Source organism: Streptomyces sp. NPDC107498 (genome assembly GCF_055582805.1).
Genome location: NZ_JBVJPE010000017.1, coordinates 122413 through 146305, shown reverse-complemented (window position 1 = coordinate 146305; position 23893 = coordinate 122413). Strand labels below are relative to the sequence as shown.

General features: G+C 73.6%; 20 protein-coding genes. 4 read left to right on the top strand and 16 right to left on the bottom strand.

Annotated features, from left to right (window positions below; genetic code table 11):
• Positions 1-13: 13 nt before the first annotated feature.
• The 9 genes from ACZ66Z_RS27035 to rimP form a co-directional block, all read right to left on the bottom strand.
• Positions 14-967, bottom strand: coding sequence for a bifunctional riboflavin kinase/FAD synthetase (locus ACZ66Z_RS27035; protein WP_469937955.1), 954 nt, complete (start codon positions 965-967; stop codon positions 14-16).
• Between the two features lie 39 nt (positions 968-1006).
• The gene (locus tag ACZ66Z_RS27030) at positions 1007-4603 is read right to left on the bottom strand and encodes a serine protease (protein WP_469937954.1); all 3597 of its coding nucleotides are present in this window, start codon (positions 4601-4603) and stop codon (positions 1007-1009) included.
• Between the two features lie 214 nt (positions 4604-4817).
• Entirely contained in the window at positions 4818-5717 is a 900-nt protein-coding gene (truB, locus tag ACZ66Z_RS27025; protein ID WP_469937953.1) for a tRNA pseudouridine(55) synthase TruB, read from the bottom strand.
• Positions 5714-6154, bottom strand: a complete 441-nt coding sequence (gene rbfA, locus ACZ66Z_RS27020) for a 30S ribosome-binding factor RbfA (RefSeq protein ID WP_469937952.1) — start codon at positions 6152-6154, stop codon at positions 5714-5716. Before rbfA ends, truB begins: the two co-directional genes overlap by 4 nt.
• Before the next feature lie 30 nt (positions 6155-6184).
• Positions 6185-6478: a DUF503 domain-containing protein gene (locus ACZ66Z_RS27015; protein ID WP_019889861.1), complete on the bottom strand. Its 294-nt coding sequence runs from the start codon at positions 6476-6478 to the stop codon at positions 6185-6187.
• A 143-nt stretch (positions 6479-6621) separates the two neighbouring features.
• The gene (infB, locus tag ACZ66Z_RS27010; protein WP_469937951.1) at positions 6622-9708 is read right to left on the bottom strand and encodes a translation initiation factor IF-2; all 3087 of its coding nucleotides are present in this window, start codon (positions 9706-9708) and stop codon (positions 6622-6624) included.
• Positions 9709-9858: 150 nt separating this feature from the next.
• Complete coding sequence (locus ACZ66Z_RS27005) at positions 9859-10140, bottom strand: YlxR family protein (protein WP_469937950.1); 282 nt, start codon at positions 10138-10140, stop codon at positions 9859-9861.
• Positions 10141-10214: 74 nt separating this feature from the next.
• The gene (gene nusA / locus ACZ66Z_RS27000; RefSeq protein WP_467116756.1) at positions 10215-11210 is read right to left on the bottom strand and encodes a transcription termination factor NusA; all 996 of its coding nucleotides are present in this window, start codon (positions 11208-11210) and stop codon (positions 10215-10217) included.
• Positions 11211-11212: 2 nt separating this feature from the next.
• Positions 11213-11710 (bottom strand): ribosome maturation factor RimP, encoded by a 498-nt coding sequence (rimP, locus tag ACZ66Z_RS26995; RefSeq protein WP_469937949.1) that lies wholly within the window; start codon positions 11708-11710, stop codon positions 11213-11215.
• Between the two features lie 168 nt (positions 11711-11878).
• Between rimP and ACZ66Z_RS26990 the strand changes: the two genes are divergently transcribed.
• The 4 genes from ACZ66Z_RS26990 to ACZ66Z_RS26975 are packed head-to-tail and all read left to right on the top strand — an operon-like array spanning position 11879 to position 14805.
• Positions 11879-12496, top strand: a complete 618-nt coding sequence (locus tag ACZ66Z_RS26990) for a hypothetical protein (protein WP_469937948.1) — start codon at positions 11879-11881, stop codon at positions 12494-12496.
• Positions 12493-12909 carry a ferritin-like domain-containing protein gene (locus ACZ66Z_RS26985; RefSeq protein ID WP_469937947.1) on the top strand — a complete coding sequence of 139 codons (417 nt, stop codon included), beginning with the start codon at positions 12493-12495 and terminating at the stop codon, positions 12907-12909. The genes ACZ66Z_RS26990 and ACZ66Z_RS26985 overlap by 4 nt, the downstream gene beginning before the upstream one ends.
• 30 nt (positions 12910-12939) lie before the next feature.
• Positions 12940-13839 (top strand): aminoglycoside phosphotransferase family protein, encoded by a 900-nt coding sequence (locus tag ACZ66Z_RS26980; protein WP_469937946.1) that lies wholly within the window; start codon positions 12940-12942, stop codon positions 13837-13839.
• Between the two features lie 45 nt (positions 13840-13884).
• On the top strand, positions 13885-14805 hold the full coding sequence (locus ACZ66Z_RS26975; RefSeq protein WP_469937945.1) for a slipin family protein: 921 nt from the start codon (positions 13885-13887) through the stop codon (positions 14803-14805).
• A 374-nt stretch (positions 14806-15179) separates the two neighbouring features.
• Here the strand turns inward: ACZ66Z_RS26975 and ACZ66Z_RS26970 are convergent, their stop codons facing one another.
• The 7 genes from ACZ66Z_RS26970 to aroA all read right to left on the bottom strand — a co-directional run bounded on the left by ACZ66Z_RS26970 (position 15180) and on the right by aroA (position 23728).
• Positions 15180-16883 carry a proline--tRNA ligase gene (locus ACZ66Z_RS26970; protein ID WP_469937944.1) on the bottom strand — a complete coding sequence of 568 codons (1704 nt, stop codon included), beginning with the start codon at positions 16881-16883 and terminating at the stop codon, positions 15180-15182.
• 110 nt (positions 16884-16993) lie between these two features.
• A complete protein-coding gene (locus ACZ66Z_RS26965; RefSeq protein ID WP_469937943.1) occupies positions 16994-17539 on the bottom strand; it encodes a GNAT family N-acetyltransferase in 546 nt (181 codons plus the stop codon).
• A gap of 42 nt (positions 17540-17581) precedes the next feature.
• Complete coding sequence (locus ACZ66Z_RS26960; RefSeq protein WP_469937942.1) at positions 17582-18427, bottom strand: GNAT family N-acetyltransferase; 846 nt, start codon at positions 18425-18427, stop codon at positions 17582-17584.
• A gap of 212 nt (positions 18428-18639) precedes the next feature.
• Entirely contained in the window at positions 18640-19797 is a 1158-nt protein-coding gene (ispG, locus tag ACZ66Z_RS26955) for a flavodoxin-dependent (E)-4-hydroxy-3-methylbut-2-enyl-diphosphate synthase (RefSeq protein WP_469937941.1), read from the bottom strand.
• A gap of 103 nt (positions 19798-19900) precedes the next feature.
• A complete protein-coding gene (locus ACZ66Z_RS26950) occupies positions 19901-21211 on the bottom strand; it encodes a M50 family metallopeptidase (protein ID WP_469937940.1) in 1311 nt (436 codons plus the stop codon).
• Positions 21208-22458, bottom strand: a complete 1251-nt coding sequence (gene dxr / locus ACZ66Z_RS26945) for a 1-deoxy-D-xylulose-5-phosphate reductoisomerase (protein ID WP_469937939.1) — start codon at positions 22456-22458, stop codon at positions 21208-21210. Before dxr ends, ACZ66Z_RS26950 begins: the two co-directional genes overlap by 4 nt.
• 34 nt (positions 22459-22492) lie before the next feature.
• Positions 22493-23728 carry a 3-phosphoshikimate 1-carboxyvinyltransferase gene (aroA, locus tag ACZ66Z_RS26940; protein ID WP_469937938.1) on the bottom strand — a complete coding sequence of 412 codons (1236 nt, stop codon included), beginning with the start codon at positions 23726-23728 and terminating at the stop codon, positions 22493-22495.
• Positions 23729-23893 lie beyond the last annotated feature (165 nt).

The following is a 23893-nucleotide window of genomic DNA, read 5'->3' as shown; positions in this document are numbered from 1 at the left end:
GCGGAGGGTCCGGTCAGCCCCGGTCGTGCTCCTCCGTCAGCTCACGGCACCGCTTCACGTCCCCCGCCATCGCCTGGAGCAGGTCGTCCAGCGTGTCGAACTTGAGCATGCCGCGGACGTACGCCAGGAAGTCCACGGCCACGTGCAGCCCGTACAGGTCGAGCCCCTCGCGGTCGATCGCGTACGCCTCGACCGTCCGCTCCGTGCCGTCGAACTGCGGGTTCGTGCCGACCGAGATCGCCGCCGGCATCCGCTCCCCCGCCGCCGTCAGCCAGCCCGCGTAGACGCCGTCCGCCGGGATCGCCGTGTGCGGCAGGGTCTCGACGTTGGCCGTCGGGAAGCCGAGCTCACGGCCGCGCTGCGCGCCGCGGACGACGATGCCCTCGACCCGGTGCGGGCGCCCGAGGATCTCGGCCGCCCCCACCACGTCGCCCTCGGCGACGAGGCGACGGGTGAGGGTGGAGGAGAAGGGCTCGCCGCCGCCGGCGGCCCCGCTGACGTACAGGTCGACGACCTCGACCTCGTAGTCGTACGTGGCGCCGAGCTCGGTCAGGAACTCGACGTTGCCGGCGGCCCGGTGCCCGAAGCGGAAGTTGGGGCCCTCGATGACGGCCTTCGCGTGCAGCTTGTCGACGAGCACCTTGACGATGAAGTCGGCCGGGGACAGCTGGGAGAACTCCGCGGTGAACGGCAGCACCAGCACCGCGTCCACGCCGAGCTCCTCGATCAGCTCCGCGCGCCGGTGGTGCGGGGCGAGCAGCGGCGGGTGGCTGCCGGGCCGCACGACCTCGGAGGGGTGCGGGTCGAAGGTGACGACGACGGAGGGGACGCCCAGCTCCCGGGCGCGCTCGACGGCACGTCCGATGATCAGCTGGTGTCCGCGGTGCACCCCGTCGTAGGAGCCGATGGTGACGACGCTGCGCCCCCAGTCCTGGGGGATGTCCTCCAAGCCACGCCAGCGCTGCACTGTGACCGCTCCTCGTCCGCCTGTTCGCCCTGTTCGCCTTTACGCAGGTCTAAGACTGCCATGTCCACGGCCGTCGGTACGCATCGGCATGGCAGTGCCGGGGCTCCGCAGCGCCCGGACGGTCTCCGGGCCGAGCAGCGGGGCCCAGTCGGCGGGGGCGTCGACCGTCCAGGCGGCGAGGAGCGCGGCGAAGACGGGCAGGTCGCGGACGGCTCCGGCCAGGGCCCGGTCGAGCCGCCGGGCGCCTTCGGGGGTACGGACGCACAGCGCGCCGACCCGGTGGGCGAGCGCCCGGGTGCGCGGGACGGTGCGCAGCTCCGCACCCTCCGCGGCGGCCCGCAGGAGCGCCTCCAGGACGGCGAGCTCCCCGATCTCGGCCTCGTACCGCTCGTGCTCCAGGAGTACGTCGAGCAGTTCGGTCCGCAGATGGCGGGAGGCCCCGGTGCCGGGGGCGGCGAGGACGGGGGCGAGGGCGCGCCGGAGCGACGCGGGGCGGCCCCGGACGAGGCCCGTGACCAGCGGGAAGAGGACCGCCCTGGCCACCGGGCCGTCCTCGAGGCGGCGGTCGACGAAGGCGGCGACGAGGGGGGCGCCGTCGGGGTGGCGGGCGGCGTAGTCGCGGACGAGGGCGGCGATCCGGCGGGCGAGGGCGGGCGTGTCGATCTCCGCGAGGGCCCGCAGGGCGGCGGCCGGTGTCTCGCCGGTGCCCTGCAGCCTGGTCCGGAAGGCGGCGAGGACCTCTTCGGGGTGGGTCGCGAGGGCCTCGGCGAGGGCGTCCGCGGGCACCCGGGGCTCGGCGAGGGCACGGGGCAGGTGGCGGGAGCGGCTGTGCGGGTCGCGGACGAGGAGGCCGAGGGCGGCGCCGTGCAGGGTCCGGTCGCCGGGGCGGGCGAGCAGGGCGAGGGCGGCGTAGCGGAGGAGCTCGCGGTCGGCGGAGGTGGTGACGTGCCCGGCGACCAGGTGTCCGTACGCGGCGGCCGCGACGCGCCGTTCCGGGCGCCCGTCGTCGTGGGCCCAACGGTCGACGGCCCGGCAGAGCGCGGAGGGCTCGTCCTCGGCGAGGGCGGCGAGGAGGCCGTCGGCGTGGGGGTGGGCGGTGGCGACGAGCGCCTCGCAGAGGTCGTCGACGGCGAGCCCGCGGTGGGCGTGCAGGAGGGTTCGGGCGGCGGTGGCGACGGCGGGGCGGTCGTCGCCGAACCAGCGGCAGAGGAGCGGCTGGACGCCCCGGGGATCGGCGGCCAGCATCGCGGCGACGGCGTCGAGGCTCCGGTCCCCGGCGGGCGGGTCGGAGGGGGCGAGCCGGCGCAGCAGGTCGATCCGCTCGTCCTCGCCGAGCGGCAGGTCCAGCCAGAAGGCCGTCCCGAAGGGGGCGAAGACCGGGTGCCGGTCCGGGCGGGCCCCGATCAGGTCGGCGAGCAGCCGCAGGACGGGCAGGTACGGACGCGGGTCCGGCAGGCGCCGCACGCCCTCCCCGAGGAGCCGCGCGGCCCACCAGGCCCCGTCCCCGGTCTCCCCGTCCCGGCTCTCGCCGCCCCCGGTCTCCCCCTCCCGGGCGAACCGTCCGAGCGCCTCGGCGAGCGCGGCGAGCCGTGGCCCGAGCCCGGCGGGCCCCCGTTCCCGGTCCAGCAGCAGCAACGCCTGGAGGACGGGCCCGATCCGGTGCCGGGGAACGGGCAGGACCCCGCCCGCGTCCGTCTCGACGCCCGGCGGCGGGGCCCCGACGAGGGGGCCGGTCCCGTCGGACGGGCCGCCCGCCCCGGGCGTGCGGCCCGGCTTTCCGGCCGGCTTCTCGTGGTGACGGTGGACCAGGGCGTGCAGGGCCGCGTCCAGGTCCAGGTGGGCGGCCTGGATCCAGTCGGCGAGTTCTTCGTGGGCGAAGCGGTAACCGGAGCCCGCGGGGACGAGCAGTCCCTCGGTGAGGACGGCCGGGGCCCAGCCCTCCCGCCAGGGGAACAGCTCCTCGAAGGAGGCCCGGTCCAGGACGCCGTGACCGGGCCCGAGGCACCGTCGGGCCGCCTCGTGCACCCGGCCGGTCACGCGCGCGGCGAGCCTGCGGACGGCCGTCCCGCGGACGAGCGGCCGGGAGCCCGCGGCGATCCGGACGGCGGCCCGCAGGCACACCAGGTCCAGGTGGGCGGTGAAGATCTCCTCGCGCCCGGGCCGCCCCGGCACCTCCCCCGGCAGCGCCGCCCGCACCTCGGCGAGCAGCCGCAGGGCGAGCGGGTGCCGGGCGTCCGCCGCGGCGAGGTCCGCCTCCCCGATCCCGTACCCCTCCCGTACGGCGCGGGCCTCCGTCTCGGAGTACGGCCCGAGGAACACCGCCGGGGGCGTGCCACCGCCGCTCGCGGCCGGAGTCGCGAGCGCGGCCGGTCCCGGACCGGACGGCCGTCCGCCCGGCTCCGCCGCGAACCGGTGCCGTCCGCCCGACTCCGCCGCCGGTCGGTGCAGGGCGCCCGGGGTGTACAGCGTGCCCGCCTGTTCCCAGTGTTCCGGGCGGCAGGCGGTGATCAGATGGGCCCCGTGGGTGCGGAGCCAGCGTTCCGTGGCCGTCGTCCAGTCGGCGAGCCGGTGGGCGAGGAGCGGGGGCATCTCCTCGGGGCCGTCGAGGACGACGAGGAGCGGGCGGCCCGCGTCCCGGGCGAGGGCGGCGGCCCGCTCCGGGGTGGCGGTCGTGGTGTCGCCGGACGCCCCGGAGGCGGCGACGATCCGGCCGGCCCGGTGGAGGGCGCGGTCGACGGCGTCGGCGAGCGAGCGGTCCTCGGCGCGCAGGTCGGCCCCGCGCAGTCGGACGGTGGGGGCGGGTGCGACGCCCCGGGCACGCCGGGCGCAGAGTGCGGCGAGGGCGGTGGTGCGGCCGGTGCCGGGGGCGCCGACGAGGGCGAGGACGGGGACGTCGCCGGCCGTGAAGCGGGCGAACTCGCGGACGCAGTGGGGCCGTTCGACGGGTTCGGGCCAGGGGTCGGGGTCCCGCGCGGGCCCGGTGGAGGTGGCGGTGAGTTCCAGGATCGCGGCGAGGTTGAGGTCGGGTCCGTAGGCGGGGACGGTGGCCGCGTTGCGCCGGAGCAGCGCGGTGAGGGGGCCGGCGGGCCGGAGCGGCACCGCGTATCCGGCGGCCCGGCGGTCGCCGTGCAAGGCGGTGCCGAGGACGGCGAGGACGGTGCCGGTGACGGTGTCGAGGACGGGGCCGCCGGCGGCCTGTCCGCCGCGGCGGAGCGCCTCGGCGCCCTCGGTGCCGATGGCGAGTTCGAGGGCGTCGGCGAGGGCGTGGAAGCGGTCGACGGCGGTGTACGTGACGGCGGCGGGGCCGAGGACGCGGGCCTCGCGCCAGCCCTGGGCGGCGATCCGCACGTAGGTGCCGGGTTCGATCTCGGGCCGGGTCGCGAGCGGCAGCGGGCGGCCGCCGAGCCCTTCGGTCCGTACGAGCGCGAGGCCGCTCTCGGGCAGGGGGGTGACGGCCTCGGCCCCGGCGAGGCAGGTCCGGTCGCCGGGGGCGTGCAGGACGACGCGGCTGAGTCCATCGACGGCTTCGTGGCTGGTGACGACCGTCCCGTGGTGGTCGGCGAGGAAACCCGTGCCGCGTGGCCGGCCCGCCGGATCGCAGATCCGTACCAGCGTCGCCCCGTCCCCGCGTCCCATGGTGTCGACGGTAGGCGGCCGGTGATCGTCCGAAGGCGCTCGTCGGGAAACGCGCCCCCCGACGCTCCCCCGTTCGCATCGAGCGCCTCCCCGATGGGGTGAATTTCGGCGGCTCCGCGGGACAGACACTCCCCGGGGGAAACGAGGGGGGAAAGGCACGGGGCGGGCACGCGCGCGTGCCCGCCCCGTGCCGAGATCCGTCGGCTCGGTCGACTCAGCCGAAGACGGCGAGGCTCTTGGCCTTGCCGCGCTGCTCCTCGACGAGCGCGAGCAGCTTCCCCCGGGGCCCGAAGACCGCGACGGGACCCTTCGGGTACTCCGGCATCTCCAGGCGGACGCCGTTGAGCAGCAGCCCGGCCCGCTTCTCGTCGACCTCCCAGCGCGGGAAGGCGGCCGCGGCCGCGTCGGCGACCGGCATGACCGTCAGCTCCTCCTGGAGCTGGTCCAGGGTCCGGGCCGAGTCCAGCTTGTACGGGCCGACCCGGGTGCGCCGCAGCGCGGTCAGGTGGCCGCCGACGCCGAGCCCGGCGCCGAGGTCCCGGGCGAGCGCCCGGATGTACGTACCGGAGGAGCAGACCACCGAGACGACCAGGTCGATGACGGGCGTGCCGTCCTCGGCGGTGTCGTCCCGCACGTCGTACACCCGGAAGGAGGAGACGGTGACCGGACGGGCCGGGATCTCGAACTCCTCGCCGCCGCGCACGCGCGCGTACGACCGCTTGCCGTCGATCTTGATCGCGGAGACCTTCGACGGCACCTGCATGATGGCGCCGGTCAGCTCGGCGACGCCCGCGTCGATCTGCTCCCGGGTGACCTTCGAAGCGTCGACCGACGCCGTGATCTCGCCCTCGGCGTCGTCGGTGATCGTCGTCTGGCCCAGGCGGATGGTGCCCAGGTACTCCTTCTCGGTCAGCGCGAGGTGACCGAGGAGCTTGGTCGCCCGCTCCACGCCGAGGACGAGGACGCCCGTGGCCATGGGGTCGAGCGTGCCGGCGTGGCCGACGCGCCGGGTCTTGGCGATCCCGCGCATCTTGGCCACGACGTCGTGCGAAGTGAAGCCCGACGGCTTGTCGACGATGACAAGCCCGTCGGGCGTCTTTCCCGAGGTGCTCATTCGGCGGCTTCGTCCTCGCCCGGCTTCTTGTAGGGGTCGGCCTCGCCCGCGAAGGTCGCGCCCGAGGAGGCCTGACGCACCTGGGCGTCCGAGGCCCGCGCCTTGTCGAGGAGGTCCTCGATCGTCCGCGCGTTCTCCGGGAGGGCGTCGGCCACGAAGGTCAGGGTCGGGGTGAACTTGGTCCCCGCCGCCCGGCCCACGGCCGAACGGAGGATGCCCTTGGCGCTCTCCAGGCCGGCCGCGGCGCTCGCGCGGTCCTCGTCGTCGCCGTAGACCGTGTAGAAGACCGTGGCCTCCCGAAGGTCACCGGTGACGCGGGTGTCCGTGATGGTCACGTGCGTACCCAGGCGGGGGTCCTTGATGCCGCGCTGCAGCTTCTCGGCGACCACCTCCCGGATGAGGTCCGCCAGCTTCTTCGCCCGCGCGTTGTCGGCCACTGGTCCTTCTCCTTCTTTGCCTTGCTCAAATCAGTCTTCATCAGTGTGGAGCCTTCGGCGCACCGAAAGGAGTTCCACCTCCGGCCGTGCGGCGACGAGCCGCTCACAGCGGTCGAGCACGTCCGATACGAACCCCGGGTCCCCGGACACCAGCGCGACGCCCAGCCGGGCCCTGCGATGGAGGTCCTGGTCGCCCACCTCTGCCGCGCTCACGGAGAACTTGCGCTGGAGCTCGGCGACGATGGGCCGGACGACGGAGCGTTTCTCCTTCAACGAATGAACGTCGCCGAGGAGCAGGTCGAAGGACAGGGTCCCCACGTACATGTGGTGCCGGATGTCCCGCCGGTTCGGGTTCGGTGGCCTGCCGGGCCGTCGCTCGGCAGGGACATCAGAACCGTACACGGAACGGCCGGGGCCGATCGACGGAAATATCTTCCGCCGACCGGCCCCGGACGCAGCCCTACGCGTTACGCGCGCGGCTTCTCGCGCATCTCGTACGTCGCGATGACGTCGTCGATCTTGATGTCGTTGAAGTTTCCGAGGTTGATACCGCCCTCGAAGCCTTCGCGGATCTCGGTGACGTCGTCCTTGAAGCGGCGCAGACCGTGGATCGTGAGGTCCTCGGCGATGACCTTGCCGTCGCGGACGAGGCGCGCCTTGGTGTTGCGCTTGACCTCGCCGGAGCGGATGAGGACACCGGCGATGTTGCCCAGCTTGGACGAGCGGAAGACCTCGCGGATCTCCGCCGTACCGAGCTCGACCTCTTCGTACTCCGGCTTGAGGAGACCCTTCAGGGCCGCCTCGATCTCCTCGATCGCCTGGTAGATGACCGAGTAGTACCGGACGTCGACGCCCTCGCGCTCCGCCATCTGCGCGGCACGGCCGGCCGCACGGACGTTGTAGCCGATGACGATGGCGTCGGAGCCCATGGCCAGGTCGATGTCCGACTCGGTGACCGCACCCACACCGCGGTGCAGGACGCGGATGTCGACCTCTTCGCCGACGTCGAGCTGGAGCAGCGAGGCCTCGAGGGCCTCGACCGCACCGGACGCGTCGCCCTTGATGATGAGGTTGAGTTCCTGGACGAGACCGGCCTTGAGCACCTTGTCGAGGTCCTCGAGGGACACCCGGCGGACGCGCTTGGCGAAGGCGGCGTTGCGCTCACGCGCAGCGCGCTTCTCGGCGATCTGACGGGCCGTGCGGTCCTCGTCGACGACCAGGAGGTTGTCGCCGGCGCCCGGGACGTTGGTGAGACCCAGGACGAGGACGGGAGTCGACGGGGTCGCCTCCTCGACGTTGTTGCCCTTGTCGTCGAGCATCGCCCGGACACGGCCGTACGCGTCGCCGACCACCACGGTGTCGCCGATGCGCAGCGTTCCGCGCTGGACCAGGACGGTCGAGACCGCGCCGCGACCGCGGTCGAGGTGGGACTCGATCGCGATGCCCTGCGCGTCCTGGTTCGGGTTGGCCCGCAGGTCGAGCGAGGCGTCGGCGGTGAGGACGACGGCCTCCAGCAGGGAGTCGATGTGCAGACCCTGCTTGGCGGAGATGTCGACGAACATCGTGTCGCCGCCGTACTCCTCGGCCACCAGACCGAACTCGGTCAGCTGACCGCGGACCTTGGTCGGGTCGGCACCCTCGACGTCGATCTTGTTGACCGCGACGACGATCGGGACGCCGGCGGCCTTGGCGTGGTTGAGCGCCTCGATCGTCTGCGGCATGACGCCGTCGTTGGCCGCGACCACGAGGATCGCGATGTCGGTCGACTTCGCACCACGGGCACGCATGGCGGTGAACGCCTCGTGACCCGGGGTGTCGATGAAGGTGATGCGACGCTCTTCGCCGTTGACCTCGGTGCCGACCTGGTAGGCACCGATGTGCTGGGTGATGCCACCGGCCTCGCCCGCGACCACGTTGGTCTTGCGGATCGCGTCGAGGAGTCGGGTCTTTCCGTGGTCGACGTGACCCATGACGGTCACGACCGGCGGACGGGAGACCAGGGCCTCTTCGCCGCCCTCGTCCTCGCCGAACTCGATGTCGAAGGACTCGAGGAGCTCGCGGTCCTCCTCCTCCGGGCTGACGATCTGAACCTGGTAGTTCATCTCGTCGCCGAGCATCTGCAGCGTGTCGTCGGAGACGGACTGCGTCGCCGTGACCATCTCGCCGAGGTTCATCATGACCGCGACGAGCGACGCCGGGTTGGCGCCGATCTTCTCGGCGAAGTCGGTGAGGGACGCACCGCGCGACAGGCGAATGGTGTCGCCGTTGCCGCGGGGCAGCATCACGCCGCCCACGGACGGGGCCTGCATGGCCTCGTACTCCTGGCGCCTCTGACGCTTCGACTTGCGACCGCGACGCGCGGGACCGCCGGGACGACCGAAGGCGCCCTGCGTGCCACCACGGCCACCCGGGCCGCCGGGACGGCCGCCGAAGCCGCCGGGACGACCGCCGAAGCCGCCGCCACCGCCGCCGGGACCACCCGGACGACCGCCGCCGCCACCGGGACCGCCGGGACGACCGGCGAAGCCGCCGCCGCCACCGCCGGGACCGGCCGGACGACCGGCGAAGCCGGGACGACCGCCGCCGCCACCGCCGGGACCGCCCGGACGACCGCCGGGGCCACCGGGGCCACGGCCGCCGGGGCCGGGACGCGGGCCGGCAGCGGGACGCTGCGGCATCATGCCCGGGTTCGGACGGTTGCCGCCGGGCGCGCCGCCCGGACGGGGAGCCTGCGGACGGGGCATGCCACCGGGGGTGGGACGGGCGCCGCCCTGACCCTGCGGACGCGGAGCGCCGCCGGGGCCGCCCTGCGGACGCGGGGCGCCCGGAACGGCACCGGGGCCGCCGGGACGGGGAGCGCCGCCACCCGGACGGGGCGACTGCGGGCGCGCCATTCCGGTGGAGCCGCCCGAGGTGAAGGGGTTGTTGCCCGGACGGGGACCGGCCGGACGGGCACCGCCCGGACGGGGGGCCTGCTGGCCGCCGGGGCGCGGAGCACCCTGGCCCTGCGGGCGGGGCGCCTGCTGGCCCGGACGGGCGGCCGGGCGGGGGCCCGGGGTCGCGCCGGCGGGACGCTGCTGACCGGCGGCGGGAGCCGACGGGGGCGCGGTGAACTCCGGGGTCGTCGGAGCCGGGGAGGCCGGCGCCGGCTTCGGCGCGGCCGCGGGCTTCGGACCCGGGGTGGGACGCGGGCCGGCGGGGGCCGGCGTCGCGGGCTTCTCGGCCGCCGCGGGCTTGGGCGCCGGGGTGGGCGCGCCAGGCTTCGGGGCGGCGGGACGGGCCGCCTGCGCCGGGGACGGCGCGGCAGCGGCCGGCGCCGGCTTCGGCGCGGCGGGGGACGGCGTCGCCTTGCGGGGCGCGCCGGGCTTGGCAGCGGTCTTGCCGGCGTTGCCGCCGGGACCCTGCAAAGCGTCAGTCAACTTGCGCACGACCGGCGCCTCGATCGTCGAGGACGCCGAACGGACGAATTCACCGAGTTCTTGGAGCTTGGCCATGACGACCTTGCTCTCCACGCCGAACTCCTTGGCGAGTTCGTATACCCGGACCTTAGCCACTTTGCTCCTTTGTGAGGTCCGGTTACCGCCGGACCGTCGCTACTTCATGGGCGTACTCATCGCGTACTCATCGAGTGCTCATCGCAATCTCGACCTACTTCCAACTCGCGAGGTACCTGACCGCACGGTTCTCCGTGCCGTACTTCTTGTTCATTGCGGTGCCGCCTGCTCGACGTGACGACGGAGCGCCGCGGTGTCGAGCGGTCCCTGGACCTTGAGGGCCCTCGGGAAAGCTCGGCGGCGGACCGCCAGGTCGAGACAGACCACGGCGGGGTGCAGGTACGCACCCCGGCCGGGCAGCGTACCGCGATGATCAGGAACGCACTCGTCCTTGTTCACCACGATCCGCAGCAGATCGCTCTTGGCCGCTCGCTCCCGGCATCCCACACAGGTTCGCTCAGGGCACGCGCGGGCATGCGTCCGGCCAGACACTACTAAGTCTACCTCCCCGCACCGACCCCACCCGTTCGGGGCAAGAATCGAACAGTCGTTGTCCAAAAACGGTCTCAGGCCCCCGGCTCGGCCGGCTCCGTGTCCGGACGGATGTCGATCCGCCAGCCGGTGAGCCGCGCGGCGAGGCGGGCGTTCTGGCCCTCCTTGCCGATGGCCAGCGACAGCTGGTAGTCCGGCACCGTCACCCGGGCGGAGCGGGCGGCGAGGTCGACGACCTCGACCTTGGAGACCCGCGCCGGGGAGAGCGCGTTCGCCACCATCTCGGCCGGGTCGTCCGACCAGTCGACGATGTCGATCTTCTCGCCGAGCAGCTCCGCCATCACGTTGCGGACGCGGCTGCCCATCGGGCCGATGCAGGCGCCCTTGGGGTTCAGGCCCGAACGGGTGGAACGGACGGCGATCTTGGTGCGGTGACCGGCCTCACGGGCGATGGCCGCGATCTCGACCGAGCCGTCGGCGATCTCCGGCACCTCCAGGGCGAAGAGCTTCTTCACCAGGTTGGGGTGCGTGCGCGAGAGCGTGACGGACGGGCCGCGGACGCCCTTCGCCACCCGGACGACGTACGTGCGCAGTCGCAGACCGTGCGTGTACTCCTCGCCCGGCACCTGCTCCTGCACCGGAAGGATGGCCTCCAGTTTGTCGTCCAGCTTGACGAGGACGTTCTTCGGGTCCTTGCCCTGCTGCACCACACCGGCGACGACGTCGCCCTCGCGGCGCGCGTACTCGCCGAAGGTCACGTCGTTCTCGGCGTCCCGCAGCCGCTGCTGGATGACCTGGCGGGCGGTGCTCGCCGCGATCCGGCCGAAGTCCGACGGGGTGTCGTCGAAGTCCTTGGGCTCCTGCCCCTCCTCCAGGTCGGAGGGGTCCTCCTTCGCCCACACCGTCACGTGGCCGGTGGCCCGGTTCAGCTCCACGCGCGCGTGGCGGCGGGCGTCGGGAGTGCGGTGGTACGCGATGAGGAGGGCCGACTCGATCGCCTCGACCAGCATCTCGAAGGAGATTTCCTTCTCCTGTGCCAAGCCCTTCAGGAGCTTCACGTCGATGTCCACGGCTACGCCTCCTCTTCCTTCTTGTCCTTGCGGTTGAACTCGATCTCGACACGCGCCTTGACGATGTCGGCGAAAGCGACCCGGCGGGCGGTGGGCTTGCGCCCCTTCACGCCCGGAACCTCCGTGTCGAGGCCCTCCTCGTCCACGGCCAGGACGCGCGTGACCAGGTCCCCGCCCTCGGCGAGCGTCAGCTTCACCAGGCGGCCGGTGGCGCGCACGTAGTGGCGGTGCTCGGTGAGGGGGCGCTCGGCGCCGGGGGAGCTGACCTCGAGGACGTACTCGGCGTCGCCCATCGCGTCGGTCTCGTCGAGCTTCTCGGAGATCTCACGGCTCAGCTCGGCGCAGACGTCCAGCTCCACGCCCTCGTCCGAGTCGACGACGATCCGCAGCAGTCCGCGGCGGCCGGCCCGGGACACCTCGATCTCTTCCAGATCCAGGTCCTTCGCGGCGACGAGCGGCTCCACGAGTCCGCGCAGCCTGTCGCTCTGGGTGGTGCTCATCCGGGTGACTCCTCGGCCGCGTGTGCTGTTGTGGGTTCGTCGCGTGTCAGACCAAAGGGTATCCGGTCCGGGAGGGTGTTGCCGTCCATCGCCCCGGGGCCCGCGGGTACGCTCGCCTGCGGTGATCTCGACGATCTTCGACGACGGACGGAAGCCGAGGGAGAAGGCGTGACGACGACGGGCAGACGCGCGCTCCTCGTGGCGGGCGCGACGGCGGGCGCGGCCGCCCTCGCGGGCTGCACCTCCTCCCCCGGCGGGCAGGCCCGGCGGCCGAGCGCCGCCGAGCTGGAGGCCGAACGGGTGGCGCGCGCCGAGGCGGCCCTGCGGCTGCGGTCGGTGACCGCCGCGCGCGGCCTGCTGGGACGTTACGACGCGACGCTCGCCGCCCACCCCGCCCTGGCCCCCCGGCTGGCCCCGCTGCGGCGCGCGGTGGCGGCCCACGCGAAGGCCCTCGGCGAGGGCGGCACGACGGTGGAACCCGTCGCGGCGACGACGCCCGCGGCCCCCTCCCCGGCAGCCCCCGCCGCCGACGGCGCCCCGCCGTCCGTCTCCCCGTCCGCCTCCGCTTCGGCCTCCGGGAAGTCCACGGCCCCCGCCGCACCCGTTCGGGTGGCGGCCGAGCCCCGGGCCGCCCTCGGGGAGCTCGCCGCAGCCGAGCGCGCCGCCTCCGACGGCCACATGGCCGCGCTGCTCACCGCTCCGCCCGAGTACGCCCGGCTGCTCGCCTCCGTCGCGGCGGCCGGCGCCGCCCACGCCTACCTGCTGACCGAAGGAGCACCGGCATGAGCGCCCTCGACGCGGCCCAGGCCGCGCTGGCCGCCGAGCACGCCGCGGTGTACGGGTACGGGGTCGTCGGCGGCCGGATCGGCACCGGGCGGCGGGCCGAGGCCACCGCCGCGTACGAGGCGCACCGGGCGCGGCGGGACGCGCTGCGCCGGGCCGTGCGGGACCTCGGCGGGACGCCGGTGGCGGCGGAGGCCGCGTACGAGCTGCCGTTCCGGGTCGCGGACCCGGCCGGCGCGGTGCGGCTCGCGGCGGTCCTGGAGGACCGGGTGGCCGGGGTGTACTCCGACCTCGTCCGGGCCACCGGGGGCCACGCGCGCGGAGAGGCGGCCGCCGCGCTCCGGGAGGCCGCCGTGCGCGCCGTCCGATGGCGCGGCAGCGACGTAACCTTTCCTGGGCTCGCCGAGCGGGTGTAGGCCCGCCCCGACCGAAGGAACAACGTACGCATGGGTTTCGAACCGCCGCAGCGACTGGCCAGGACGCTCGGTGAGACGTACGGGGACGCCGAGGCGGCCGAGTGGCTCGGGGAGCTGCCGGAGCTCGCCGAGCGGGCGCTCGCCCGGGCGTCCCTGGACGCCGAGCGGGTGATGGCCCCCGGCGGACGGAGCAGCCTGGTCGTGCTCGTCCGGCGCTCCGACGGCTCCCCCGCCGCGCTCAAGGTCGCGCCGCCGTTCACCCGGCCGGACCTGGAGCGGGACGCGCTGGCGCACTGGAACGGCTGGGGCGCGGTCCAGCTCCTCGACGGGGCCGGACAGGACGCGCTCGTCCTCGAACGGCTCCACCCCGAGGTCTCGCTGCGCTCCCTGCCGGAGGCGAAGGCGCTCCTGGAGGCGGCCGGCACCGTGCGCAGGCTCTGGGTCGAGCCGTCGGCGGGGCACGGTTTCGAGACGGTGGCGGAGCGGACGGCACGGCAGGCGGCGGTGATGGAGCCGTACCGCGCGGACCCGGCGACCGCGGAACTGACCGCGGCGGCGCTCGCGGCCCGCGAGGAGCTGGCCGGGGGCGACGCGGAGACGGTGCTGCTGCACGGGAACTTCCGGCAGGGCAAGGTCCTCGCCGGTGACCGGGCGCCCTGGCTGGCCGTCGGCCCCGAGCCGCTGGTGGGCGAGCGGGCCTACGACCTCGCCCGGCTCGTACGGGACCGGGTCGAGGACCTGGTGGCCGCCTCCTCGGGGGCCTCGGCGGCCCGGCGGCGGGTCAACAAGCTGGCGGACTCCCTGGACCTGGACCGGGAGCGGCTGCGCGGCTGGAGCCTGTTCCGCGCGGTCGAGTCGGGGACGCGGGCGCTGACGGCGGGGCGGCGGCAGGACGCCGAACTGCTTCTCGAGTTCGCGAGCTGGCTCTAGGGGAATACCCTTTGTGTACTGTTCGGCTCGATCCAGGGGGCCGTGATGATCCAAGAGCTGCTGGTGGCGGTGGCCGGCGCGGGTGCGGCGGTCGCGGTGTACGCGGGCGCGGCGGCGCGCGTGGTCAAGCAGTACGAGCGCGGCGTCGTCTTCCGCTTCGGTCGGCTGCGCGACGACATCCGCTCCCCCGGCTTCACGATGATCGTTCCGCTCGTCGACCGCCTGCACAAGGTGAACATGCAGATCGTCACCATGCCCGTGCCCGCGCAGGAGGGCATCACCCGGGACAACGTGACGGTGCGGGTCGACGCGGTCGTCTACTTCAAGGTCGTCGACGCGGCCGACGCGCTGGTCCGGGTCGAGGACTACAAGTTCGCGGTCTCCCAGATGGCGCAGACCTCGCTCCGGTCCATCATCGGCAAGAGCGACCTCGACGACCTGCTGTCCAACCGGGAGAAGCTCAACCAGGGCCTGGAACTCATGCTCGACAGTCCGGCGATGGGGTGGGGCGTCGCCATCGACCGCGTCGAGATCAAGGACGTCTCCCTGCCCGAGACGATGAAGCGCTCCATGGCCCGGCAGGCGGAGGCGGACCGGGAACGTCGGGCGCGGGTGATCAACGCGGACGCGGAACTCCAGGCCTCGAAGAAGCTGGCGGAGGCGGCGGGCGTGATGTCCGACCAGCCGGCGGCGCTGCAGCTGCGGCTGCTGCAGACGGTGATGGCGGTGTCCGCGGAGAAGAACTCGACGCTGGTCCTGCCGATTCCGGTGGAACTGCTGCGGTTCCTGGAGCGGGCGACGCCGGGGGCGGCGGAGGGGGAACAGCTGGAGCAGGCGGCGTCGCCGGCGGCGCCGGTGCCGCCGTTGAGCGAGGCGTACCTGAAGGGGCGGGCGGCGGCGGAGGAGGCGGTCGAGGACCTGACGGGCTCCTCGGTGGAACCCGCCCACCGAGAACCGCCGCCCTGACTCCCGTCACGGGCGTTCGCTCCGCCGGGCCGGTACCCCGCCCACCCCCGTTGTGGGCAATCGTTCCGCTGGGGCGAAGGGGGTCCCCCCTGCTCGAGCGGAGCCGAGAGCTTGGGGGAGGGTGGGCACAACGGACGGCGCCCCTTGCCGGGCCCAGGCTCCTGCGCCCTGACCCGCACCCGAGGTGCATCGCGCAATGTCGTGCGGGTCCAGGCGCGGAACGCGGAGGCGCCGCTGAAGGGCGCCGTCCCGTGTGCCCACCCGTCCCGCCCAGCGGGACGATTGCCCACACGGGCGGGGGCGGGGGCACCGCCCCGCGAGGCGCGCCCACACGGCGGGGGGGGCCGGGGCACCGCCCCGCCGGGTGCGGGGTGTCAGGACGTGAGGCGGGTGAGGGCCTCGGCGATCGTCAGCTCCTCGCGCTCCCCCGTGCGGCGGTCCTTGAGTTCCACCACGCCCTCGCCCGAGCGCCGGCCCGCGACGAGGATCTTCGGGACGCCCATGAGCTCCGCGTCGGTGAACTTGACGCCCGGGGAGACGCCCGCGCGGTCGTCGACCAGGACACGGAGGCCGGCCGCGGAGAGCTTCTCCGAGACCTCCAGGGCCAGTTCCGTCTGGAGCGCCTTGCCCGCCGCCACCACGTGGACGTCGGCGGGGGCGACCTCGGAGGGCCAGCACAGGCCCTTCTCGTCGGCGGTCTGCTCCGCGAGGGCCGCGACCGCGCGGGAGACGCCGACGCCGTACGAGCCCATGGTCACGCGGACGGGCTTGCCGTTCTGGCCGAGGACGTCGAGCTTGAGGGCGTCGGCGTACTTGCGGCCCAGCTGGAAGATGTGGCCGATCTCGATGGCGCGGTCCAGCCTGAGGCCGGTGCCGCACTTGGGGCACGGGTCGCCCTCCTGGACGACGACGACGTCGACGTACTCGGAGACCTCGAAGTCACGGCCCGCGACGACGTTCTTCGTGTGCGTGCCCTCCTTGTTGGCGCCCGTGATCCAGGAGGTGCCGGGCGCCACGCGGGGGTCGGCGATGTAGGTGACCTTCTCCAGGCCCTGGGGGCCGACGTAGCCGCGGACGAGGTCGGTGCGCTGCGCGAAGTCCTCCTCCGTCACCATCTCGACCGTGGCCGTCGGGCCGAAGTGTTCCTCGACCTTGTCCATGTCGACCTCGCGGTCGCCGGGGACGCCGATCGCGACGATCTCGCCGTCGACCTTCACGAGGAGGTTCTTCAGGGTGGCGGAGGCCGGCACGCCGAGGGAGGCCGCGAGGGTCTCGATCGTCGGGGTGTCGGGGGTGGGGACCTCCTCGGTGGCCGGGACGGCCGAGCCGTCGACCGGCTTCACCGTCTGGTACACCGCTTCGGTGTTGGCCGCGAAGTCGCAGTTCGGGCAGTCGGCGAAGGTGTCCTCGCCGGCCTCGGCGGGGGCGAGGAACTCCTCGGACTTCGAGCCGCCCATGGCGCCGGCGGTGGCGGCGACGATGCGGTAGTCGAGGCCCAGGCGCTCGAAGATCCGCTGGTAGGCCTGGCGGTGCAGGGCGTAGGACCGGGTGAGGCCCTCGTCCTCGGTGTCGAAGGAGTACGAGTCCTTCATGAGGAACTCGCGGCCGCGCAGGATGCCGGCGCGGGGGCGGGCCTCGTCGCGGAACTTGGTCTGGATCTGGTACAGGGTGACCGGCAGGTCCTTGTAGGACGAGCACTGGTCCTTGACCAGGAGGGTGAAGATCTCCTCGTGGGTGGGCCCGAGGAGGTAGTCGCCGCCCTTGCGGTCCTGGAGGCGGAAGAGCTCGGCGCCGTACTCGTCCCAGCGGCCGGTGGCCTCGTAGGGCTCGCGGGGCAGCAGGGCGGGCAGGGAGACCTCCTGGGCGCCGATGGCGTCCATCTCCTCGCGGACGATCCGCTCGACGTTGGAGAGGACCTTCTTGCCCAGGGGCAGCCAGCTCCAGATGCCGGCGGCGGTGCGGCGGACGTAGCCGGCGCGGACGAGGAGCTTGTGGCTGAGGACCTCGGCGTCCGCCGGGTCGTCGCGCAGCGTCTTCGCCATCAACTGGGACATGCGCTGGACCGGTGCGTTGGCCATGGTTCTCGTACTCCTGAAGGGACAAGGGGGTCCCCCCTGCTCGGGCGTAGCCGCGAGCTTGGGGGAGGTGATGGCCCCGAGGTTAGCCGGGCCGCCCCTGGCAGGTGAAATCAGTTCCGGCGCCTGAGCGGCAGGGGGGCGCCCATGACGGCGTACGGGCGGGGGGCGCTCGGGAAGTGGACCTGGCGGGCGAGGTCGACGTAGCCGAGGGCCCGGTAGAGGCCGCGGGCGGGGCTGTCGGTGTCGATCGCGGAGAGGATCGAGCGCGGCTCGGCGGCGGTGTCGGTGATGGTGGTGATCAGCTCGCGGCCGACGCCCCGGCCCTGGAAGTCGGGGTGGACGTGGAGTTCGGTGATGACGAAGGAGTCGTCGAGCCAGTCGGTGGTGCCGGTGGCCCGCAGGTACGTCTCGACGACGGTGGACCACCAGTGGGCGCGGTCGTTGGGCATCCCGTACACGAAGCCGACGAGCCGTCCTTCGGGGGTGGTGGCCCCGTAGGCGCGGGCGCCGGGACTGAGCAGGTGGCGCAGCACGATGTGGCGGCGTACGGCGACCTCGCCCGCGTCCAGGCCGAAGGCGACGGCCTGCACGGCGAGGGCCTCGTCCACCCTGGCGGCGAGATTGACCGGACCGATCTCGATCTCTGCGTCATCCATGCGGCGCACCCTACAAGTGCCCGCCCGTCCCGGGACAGCGCGTCAGAACAGGACGCTCATGAAGGCGCCGGTCTCGCGGAAGCCGACGCGGCGGTACGCGGCCCTCGCCGGGGTGTTGTAGTCGTTGACGTACAGGCTGACGACGGGGGCGACGTCGGCCAGGGCGTACCGGAGGACGGCGGCCATGCCCGTCTCGGAGAGGCCCTTGCCGCGGTGTTCGGGGGCGACCCAGACGCCCTGGATCTGGCAGGCCTGGCGGGTGGCGGCGCCGATCTCGGCCTTGAAGACGACCTTGCCGTCCTCGATGCGGGCGAAGGAGCGGCCGGAGCCGACGAGTTCGGCGACGCGGGCCTGGTAGAGCAGCCCGCCGTCGTTGGCGAGCGGGGAGATGCCGACCTCCTCGGTGAACATGGCCACGCAGGCGGGCATGATCGCCTCCATCTCGTCCTTGCGGACGCGGCGGACCAGCGGATCGGGCACGACCGTGGTGGAGGGCTCCTCGGCGACCATCAGCGGCTGGCGGGCCCTGACGTCCCTCGCGGGGCCCCAGCTGGGCTCCAGGAGCCGCCACAGCTCGCCGGTGGCCTCGGCGGGGCCGACGATCGAGGAGCAGCGGCGGCCGATCCTGCGGGCCCGGTCGGCGAAGGCGCGGACGGCCTGGGGGGTGGCGCAGATGGGGACCAGGTTGGCGCCGGAGTAGCAGAGCGAGCGCAGTCTGCCCTCGGTGTACCAGCCCCACATCTCGCCGCCGAGGCGCCAGGGGTCGAGTCCGGCGACCTGGACGCGGGCGGCCACGAAGGCGTTCTCGACGGGGGCGCTCTCCAGGACGGCGAGGGCGGCGCCGAGGTCGGCGGGTTCGAGGACCCGAGTGGTGGTCTCTGTCAGCACGAGGGGGCCTCACGGGACGGGTCTGCTGGTCTCCGCACTGTACCCCCGTGCTCCTTTGCGGGGCTCGGTTCGCCTCCGGGACGCCGGAGCGGGGGGAACGGGCCGACCGTGCCCGCCGGTCCCGGGGCGGCCGTCCCCGCACGCGCGAAGCCCCTCCGCCGGGAGGGGCGGAGGGGCTTCGCGCGTGGTTCCGGCAAGGGCGCCGGAAGGGGTCAGCCGGCGATGGCGACCGTCGGCTCGCCGCTGGCGACGCCGTCCTTCTCCATCTGCTCGGCGATCTTGAGGGCCTCTTCGATGAGGGTCTCGACGATCTTCGACTCGGGGACGGTCTTGATGACCTCGCCCTTGACGAAGATCTGGCCCTTGCCGTTGCCGGAGGCGACGCCGAGGTCGGCCTCGCGGGCCTCGCCGGGGCCGTTGACGACGCAGCCCATGACGGCGACGCGCAGCGGGACGGTCATGCCGTCGAGGCCGGCGGTGACCTCCTCGGCGAGCTTGTAGACGTCGACCTGGGCGCGGCCGCAGGACGGGCAGGAGACGATCTCCAGGCGGCGCTGGCGCAGGTTCAGCGACTCCAGGATCTGGATGCCGACCTTGATCTCCTCGACCGGCGGCGCGGAGAGCGAGACGCGGATGGTGTCGCCGATGCCCTGGGAGAGCAGGGCGCCGAAGGCGACGGCCGACTTGATGGTGCCCTGGAAGGCCGGGCCCGCCTCGGTGACGCCGAGGTGCAGCGGGTAGTCGCACTGGGCGGCGAGCTGGCGGTAGGCCTCGACCATGACGACCGGGTCGTTGTGCTTGACCGAGATCTTGATGTCGCGGAAGTCGTGCTCCTCGAAGAGGGAGGCCTCCCAGAGGGCGGACTCGACGAGCGCCTCGGGGGTGGCCTTGCCGTACTTCTTCAGCAGGCGGGCGTCGAGCGAGCCGGCGTTGACGCCGATGCGGATCGGGGTGCCCGCGTCGTTCGCCGCCTTGGCGATCTCCTTGACCTTGTCGTCGAACTGCTTGATGTTGCCCGGGTTGACGCGGACGGCGGCGCAGCCGGCGTCGATCGCGGCGAAGACGTACTTCGGCTGGAAGTGGATGTCGGCGATGACCGGGATGGAGGACTTCCGGGCGATCGTGGCGAGCGCGTCGGCGTCGTCCTGGGTGGGGCAGGCCACGCGGACGATCTGACAGCCGGAGGCGGTCAGCTCGGCGATCTGCTGGAGCGTGGCGCCGATGTCGGAGGTGCGGGTCGTCGTCATCGACTGGACGGAGACGGGCGCGTCACCGCCGACGGCCACGCTGCCGACCTGGATCTGGCGGCTCTTGCGCCGCTCGGCGAGCCGGGTCGGAACGGTCGGGATACCGAGAGAAATCGCGGTCATCTGAAGTGCAACCTCAAGGTTGTGCGTCGGCGGGCTCAGGGTTCCGAGGTTACCGCCCCGGGAGCGGGGGGCCGGACACCACCGGGTGCGGCCCCCCTGGGCGCTACGTCAGTTTCACCGGATTGACGATGTCGGCGGCGAGGACGAGCAGCGTGAAGCAGACGAAGACGCCGGCCACCACGTAGGCGGCGGGCATCAGCTTGGCCACGTCGAACGGGCCCGGGTCGGGGCGCCTGAAGATCCGGGCCGTGTGGCGGCGGACGGACTCCCACAGGGCGCCCGCGATGTGACCGCCGTCGAGCGGCAGCAGCGGGAGCATGTTGAACAGGAACAGCGAGACGTTGAAGTACACGAGCAGGTTCATGAACGTGACGAGGATCGTCGTCGGCGGGGCCTCGACGGTCATCAGTTCGCCGGTGATCCGGGCGGCGCCGAGGACGCCGACGGGCGAGTCCTCGGCGCGCTTGCCGTCCCCGAAGGTGGCGTCCCAGAGGCCGGGGATCTTGCCGGGGAGGGCGACGACCGAGTGGACGCCGTTCTCCAGGAGGTCGGTCATCCGCTCGGTGGTCTCGCCGAAGCTGAGCGGCGCGACCTCGGACTTCGGCTGGAAGCCGAGGTAGCCGGCCTTGACGTACTGGACGGGCCGGACGGCGTTGCCGTCGGCGTCCTTCTTCTCGACCTCGTTGGAGACGAGGGTGGGGTGCAGCTCGGTCCGCTGCCCGTTCCGCTCGACGGTGAGCGTGGCGGGGCCGGCGCCGGCGGCGCGGATGCCGTCGGAGAGGGCGTCCCAGTCGCCCACCGCCTTCCCGTTCAGGGCGAGGATCCTGTCCCCGTCCTCGAGGCCGGCCGCGAACGCCGGGGAGACGGGGTCCCCCGCCGCGCACTTCTCGCGCTTCTCGCTGAGCTCGATGACGCACTTCTGGACGCCCGCGACCTCGGTCGTCGGGCCGGCGATCCCCAGCGTCATCATCGAGCCGAAGAACAGCACCGCCGCCAGGACCAGGTTCATGAACGGTCCGGCGAACATCACGATCACGCGCTTCCACGGCTTGCGCGTGTAGAAGAGCCGCGTCTCGTCGCCCGGCTCGATCTCCTCGTACGAGGCCTCGCGGGCGTCCTCGATCATGGAGCGCCAGGGCGAGGTGGAGCGGGCCTCGATCCTGCCGTCCGTGCCCGGCGGGAACATGCCGATCATGCGGATGTAGCCGCCGGCCGGGATGGCCTTGATGCCGTACTCGGTCTCGCCGCGCTTCCTCGACCAGATGGTGGGACCGAAGCCGACCATGTACTGCGGCACGCGGATGCCGAAGAGCTTGGCCGTGGAGAGGTGGCCGAGTTCGTGCCACGCGATGGACACGAGGAGGCCGAGGGCGAACAGCACGATGCCCAGGGCGTACAGGAGCATTTCGGTCATGCGCGGGCCTCCGCTGTTGCCTTCGCTGCGAGCTCTCGGGCCCGGGCCCGTGCCCAGGTCTCCGCTTCGAGGACGTCCGACACGGTCAGTGAGGTTCCCCGGGCGGGGGTGCCGTGCTCCGTGACGACCGCAGTGACCGTATCCATGATTCCGTTGAACGGCAGCCGTCCGGCGAGAAACGCCTCGACGCACTCCTCGTTCGCGGCGTTGAAGACGGCGGGGGCGGTGCCGCCCAGCTCGCCCACGTGCCGGGCCAGGCCGACGGACGGGAAGGCCTCGGTGTCGAGCGGGAAGAACTCCCAGGTGGAGGCCTTGGTCCAGTCGAAGGCGGGGGCCGCGTCCGGGACCCGCTCGGGCCAGCCGATGCCGATGGCGATCGGGCCGCGCATGTCCGGGGGGGTGGCCTGGGCGAGCGTGGAGCCGTCCGTGAACTCGACCATCGAGTGGACGTACGACTGCGGGTGGACGACGACCTCGATGCGGTCGAAGGGGATGTCGTAGAGCAGGTGGGCCTCGATGACCTCCAGGCCCTTGTTCACCAGGGTCGCGCTGTTCACCGTGATCACCGGGCCCATGGCCCAGGTGGGGTGGGCGAGCGCGTCCTCGCGGGTGACGTGGGCCAGCTGCTCGCGCGTACGCCCCCGGAAGGGGCCGCCGGAGGCCGTGACGACCAGCTTGCGGACGTCGGCGCGGGTGCCGGCGGCGAGCGCCTGGAAGAGGGCCGCGTGCTCGGAGTCGACCGGGATGATCTGCCCGGGCTTGGCGAGCGCCTTCACCAGGGGGCCGCCGACGATCAGCGACTCCTTGTTGGCGAGGGCGAGGGTGCGGCCCGCTTCGAGGGCGGCGAGGGTCGGCGCGAGGCCGATGGAGCCGGTGATGCCGTTGAGGACGGTGTGGCACGGCGACGCGGCCAGCCGCGTGGCGGCGTCCGGGCCCGTCAGCAGCTCGGGCAGGGGCTCGGAGCCGTACAGCGCCCTCAGCGCCTCCCGGAGCTCGGGCAGCGCCTCCTCGCGGGCCACGGCGACCGCGGCGACCCGGAGCCGGTGCGCCTGCTCGGCGAGCAGCCCGATCCGACCGCCGGAGGCGGCCAGGGCGGTGACCCGGAAGCGGTCGGGGTTGCGCAGCACCAGGTCGATGGCCTGGGTGCCGATGGACCCGGTCGAGCCGAGGACGACGATGTCCCGGCGTCCTTCGGAGACGTCGAAGGCGATGTGCGGGTCGGCGAGAGGAGAGGGGCGGTCGCTCATGCCCCCCATTCTCGCCGCAAAGACCGTGCGGCCTTCACGGGGTGCGTGCGAACGCCCCGAAGGCCCGGTGGAAGTCGGGGAAGGTCTTCTTCACGCAACCGGGGTCGTCGAAGGTGATCCCGGGGGTGCGCAGGGCGGTGACCGCGAAGGACATGACGATCCGGTGGTCGCCGTGGGTGGCGATCTCTACGGGCCCGGCGGGGGTGCCCGGCCGGATCTCGATCCAGTCGGGGCCGGTGGTGACGGTGACGCCGAGGCGGCGGAGGTTCTCGGCGCAGGCGTCGAGGCGGTCGCACTCCTTGACCCGGGTGTTGGCGACGTCCTCGATGCGGACGGGCCCGTCGGCGAACGGCGCGATCGCGGCGAGGGTCGGCATCGTGTCCGAGATGTCCCGCATGTTGACGGTGAGGCCGCGCAGGGTGCCGGTGGAGCGGACGGTGGTGGCGGTGTCCGTGACCTCGACGTCGGCGCCCATCCGGCGCAGCACGTCGACGAAGGCCAGGTCGCCCTGGAGGGCGCCGGTCCCGAGACCGGGGACGGTGACGGAGCCGCCGGGTCGGAGGGCGGCCGCGGCGAAGAAGTAGCTCGCGGTGGAGGCGTCGGGCTCGATGCCGTACGTCCGCGCGCGGTACCCGGTGGGGGCGACCCGGTAGGTGCGGCCTTCCTGCCGGACCTCGGCCCCGAAGGCCCGCATCATCGCGAGCGTGATCTCGACGTACGGCTCCGAGACGAGGTCCGTGGCGGTGATGTCGAGGCCCTCGGCGGTGAGCGGGCCCAGCATGAGCAGGGCGGTCAGGTACTGGGAGGACTGCCCGGCGTCGAGGGTGAGCGCGCCGCCCTTCACGCCGGCGGCGTGGACGGTGAGCGGGTGGTGGCCCTCCCTCTCCCCGTGCCGCAGATCGACGCCCAGGGTGCGCAACGCGGTCGTCAGGGGGCCGAGGGGCCGTCGTCGCATCTGCGCGGAGGCGTCGAAGCGGTACGTGCCGTGGCCGGCGGCGGCGAGGGTCGGCAGGAAGCGGGCGGTGGTGGCGCCGTCCCGGCAGTACACGTCGGCCTCCGCGACCCCCGGGCCGGCGGGGCGGCCCTCGATGTGCCAGGCGTCCGGCTCGCGGCGGACGCCGTGGCCGAGGGCGGTGAGGCCCTCGGCGAAGCCTTCGGTGTCGTCGGAGACGAGCGGGCGCAGGAGGGTGGTGGTGCCCTCCGCGGCGGCGGCGAGGAAGAGCGCGCGGGCGGTGACGGACTTGGAGCCGGGGATGTCGATGACGGTCACGGGGCCATCCTGCCGCGCGCCCCGCCCGGACGGCGACCCGGTCCGCCACGTGGACCCCGGGGCCGGCGCCCCCACCGTCCGGGCGGTGCCCACCCGTCGCCTCCGCATGGGCCCGCGCCTTATGGGGCGGTGCCCCCGCCCCCGCCCGTGTGGGCAATCGTCCCG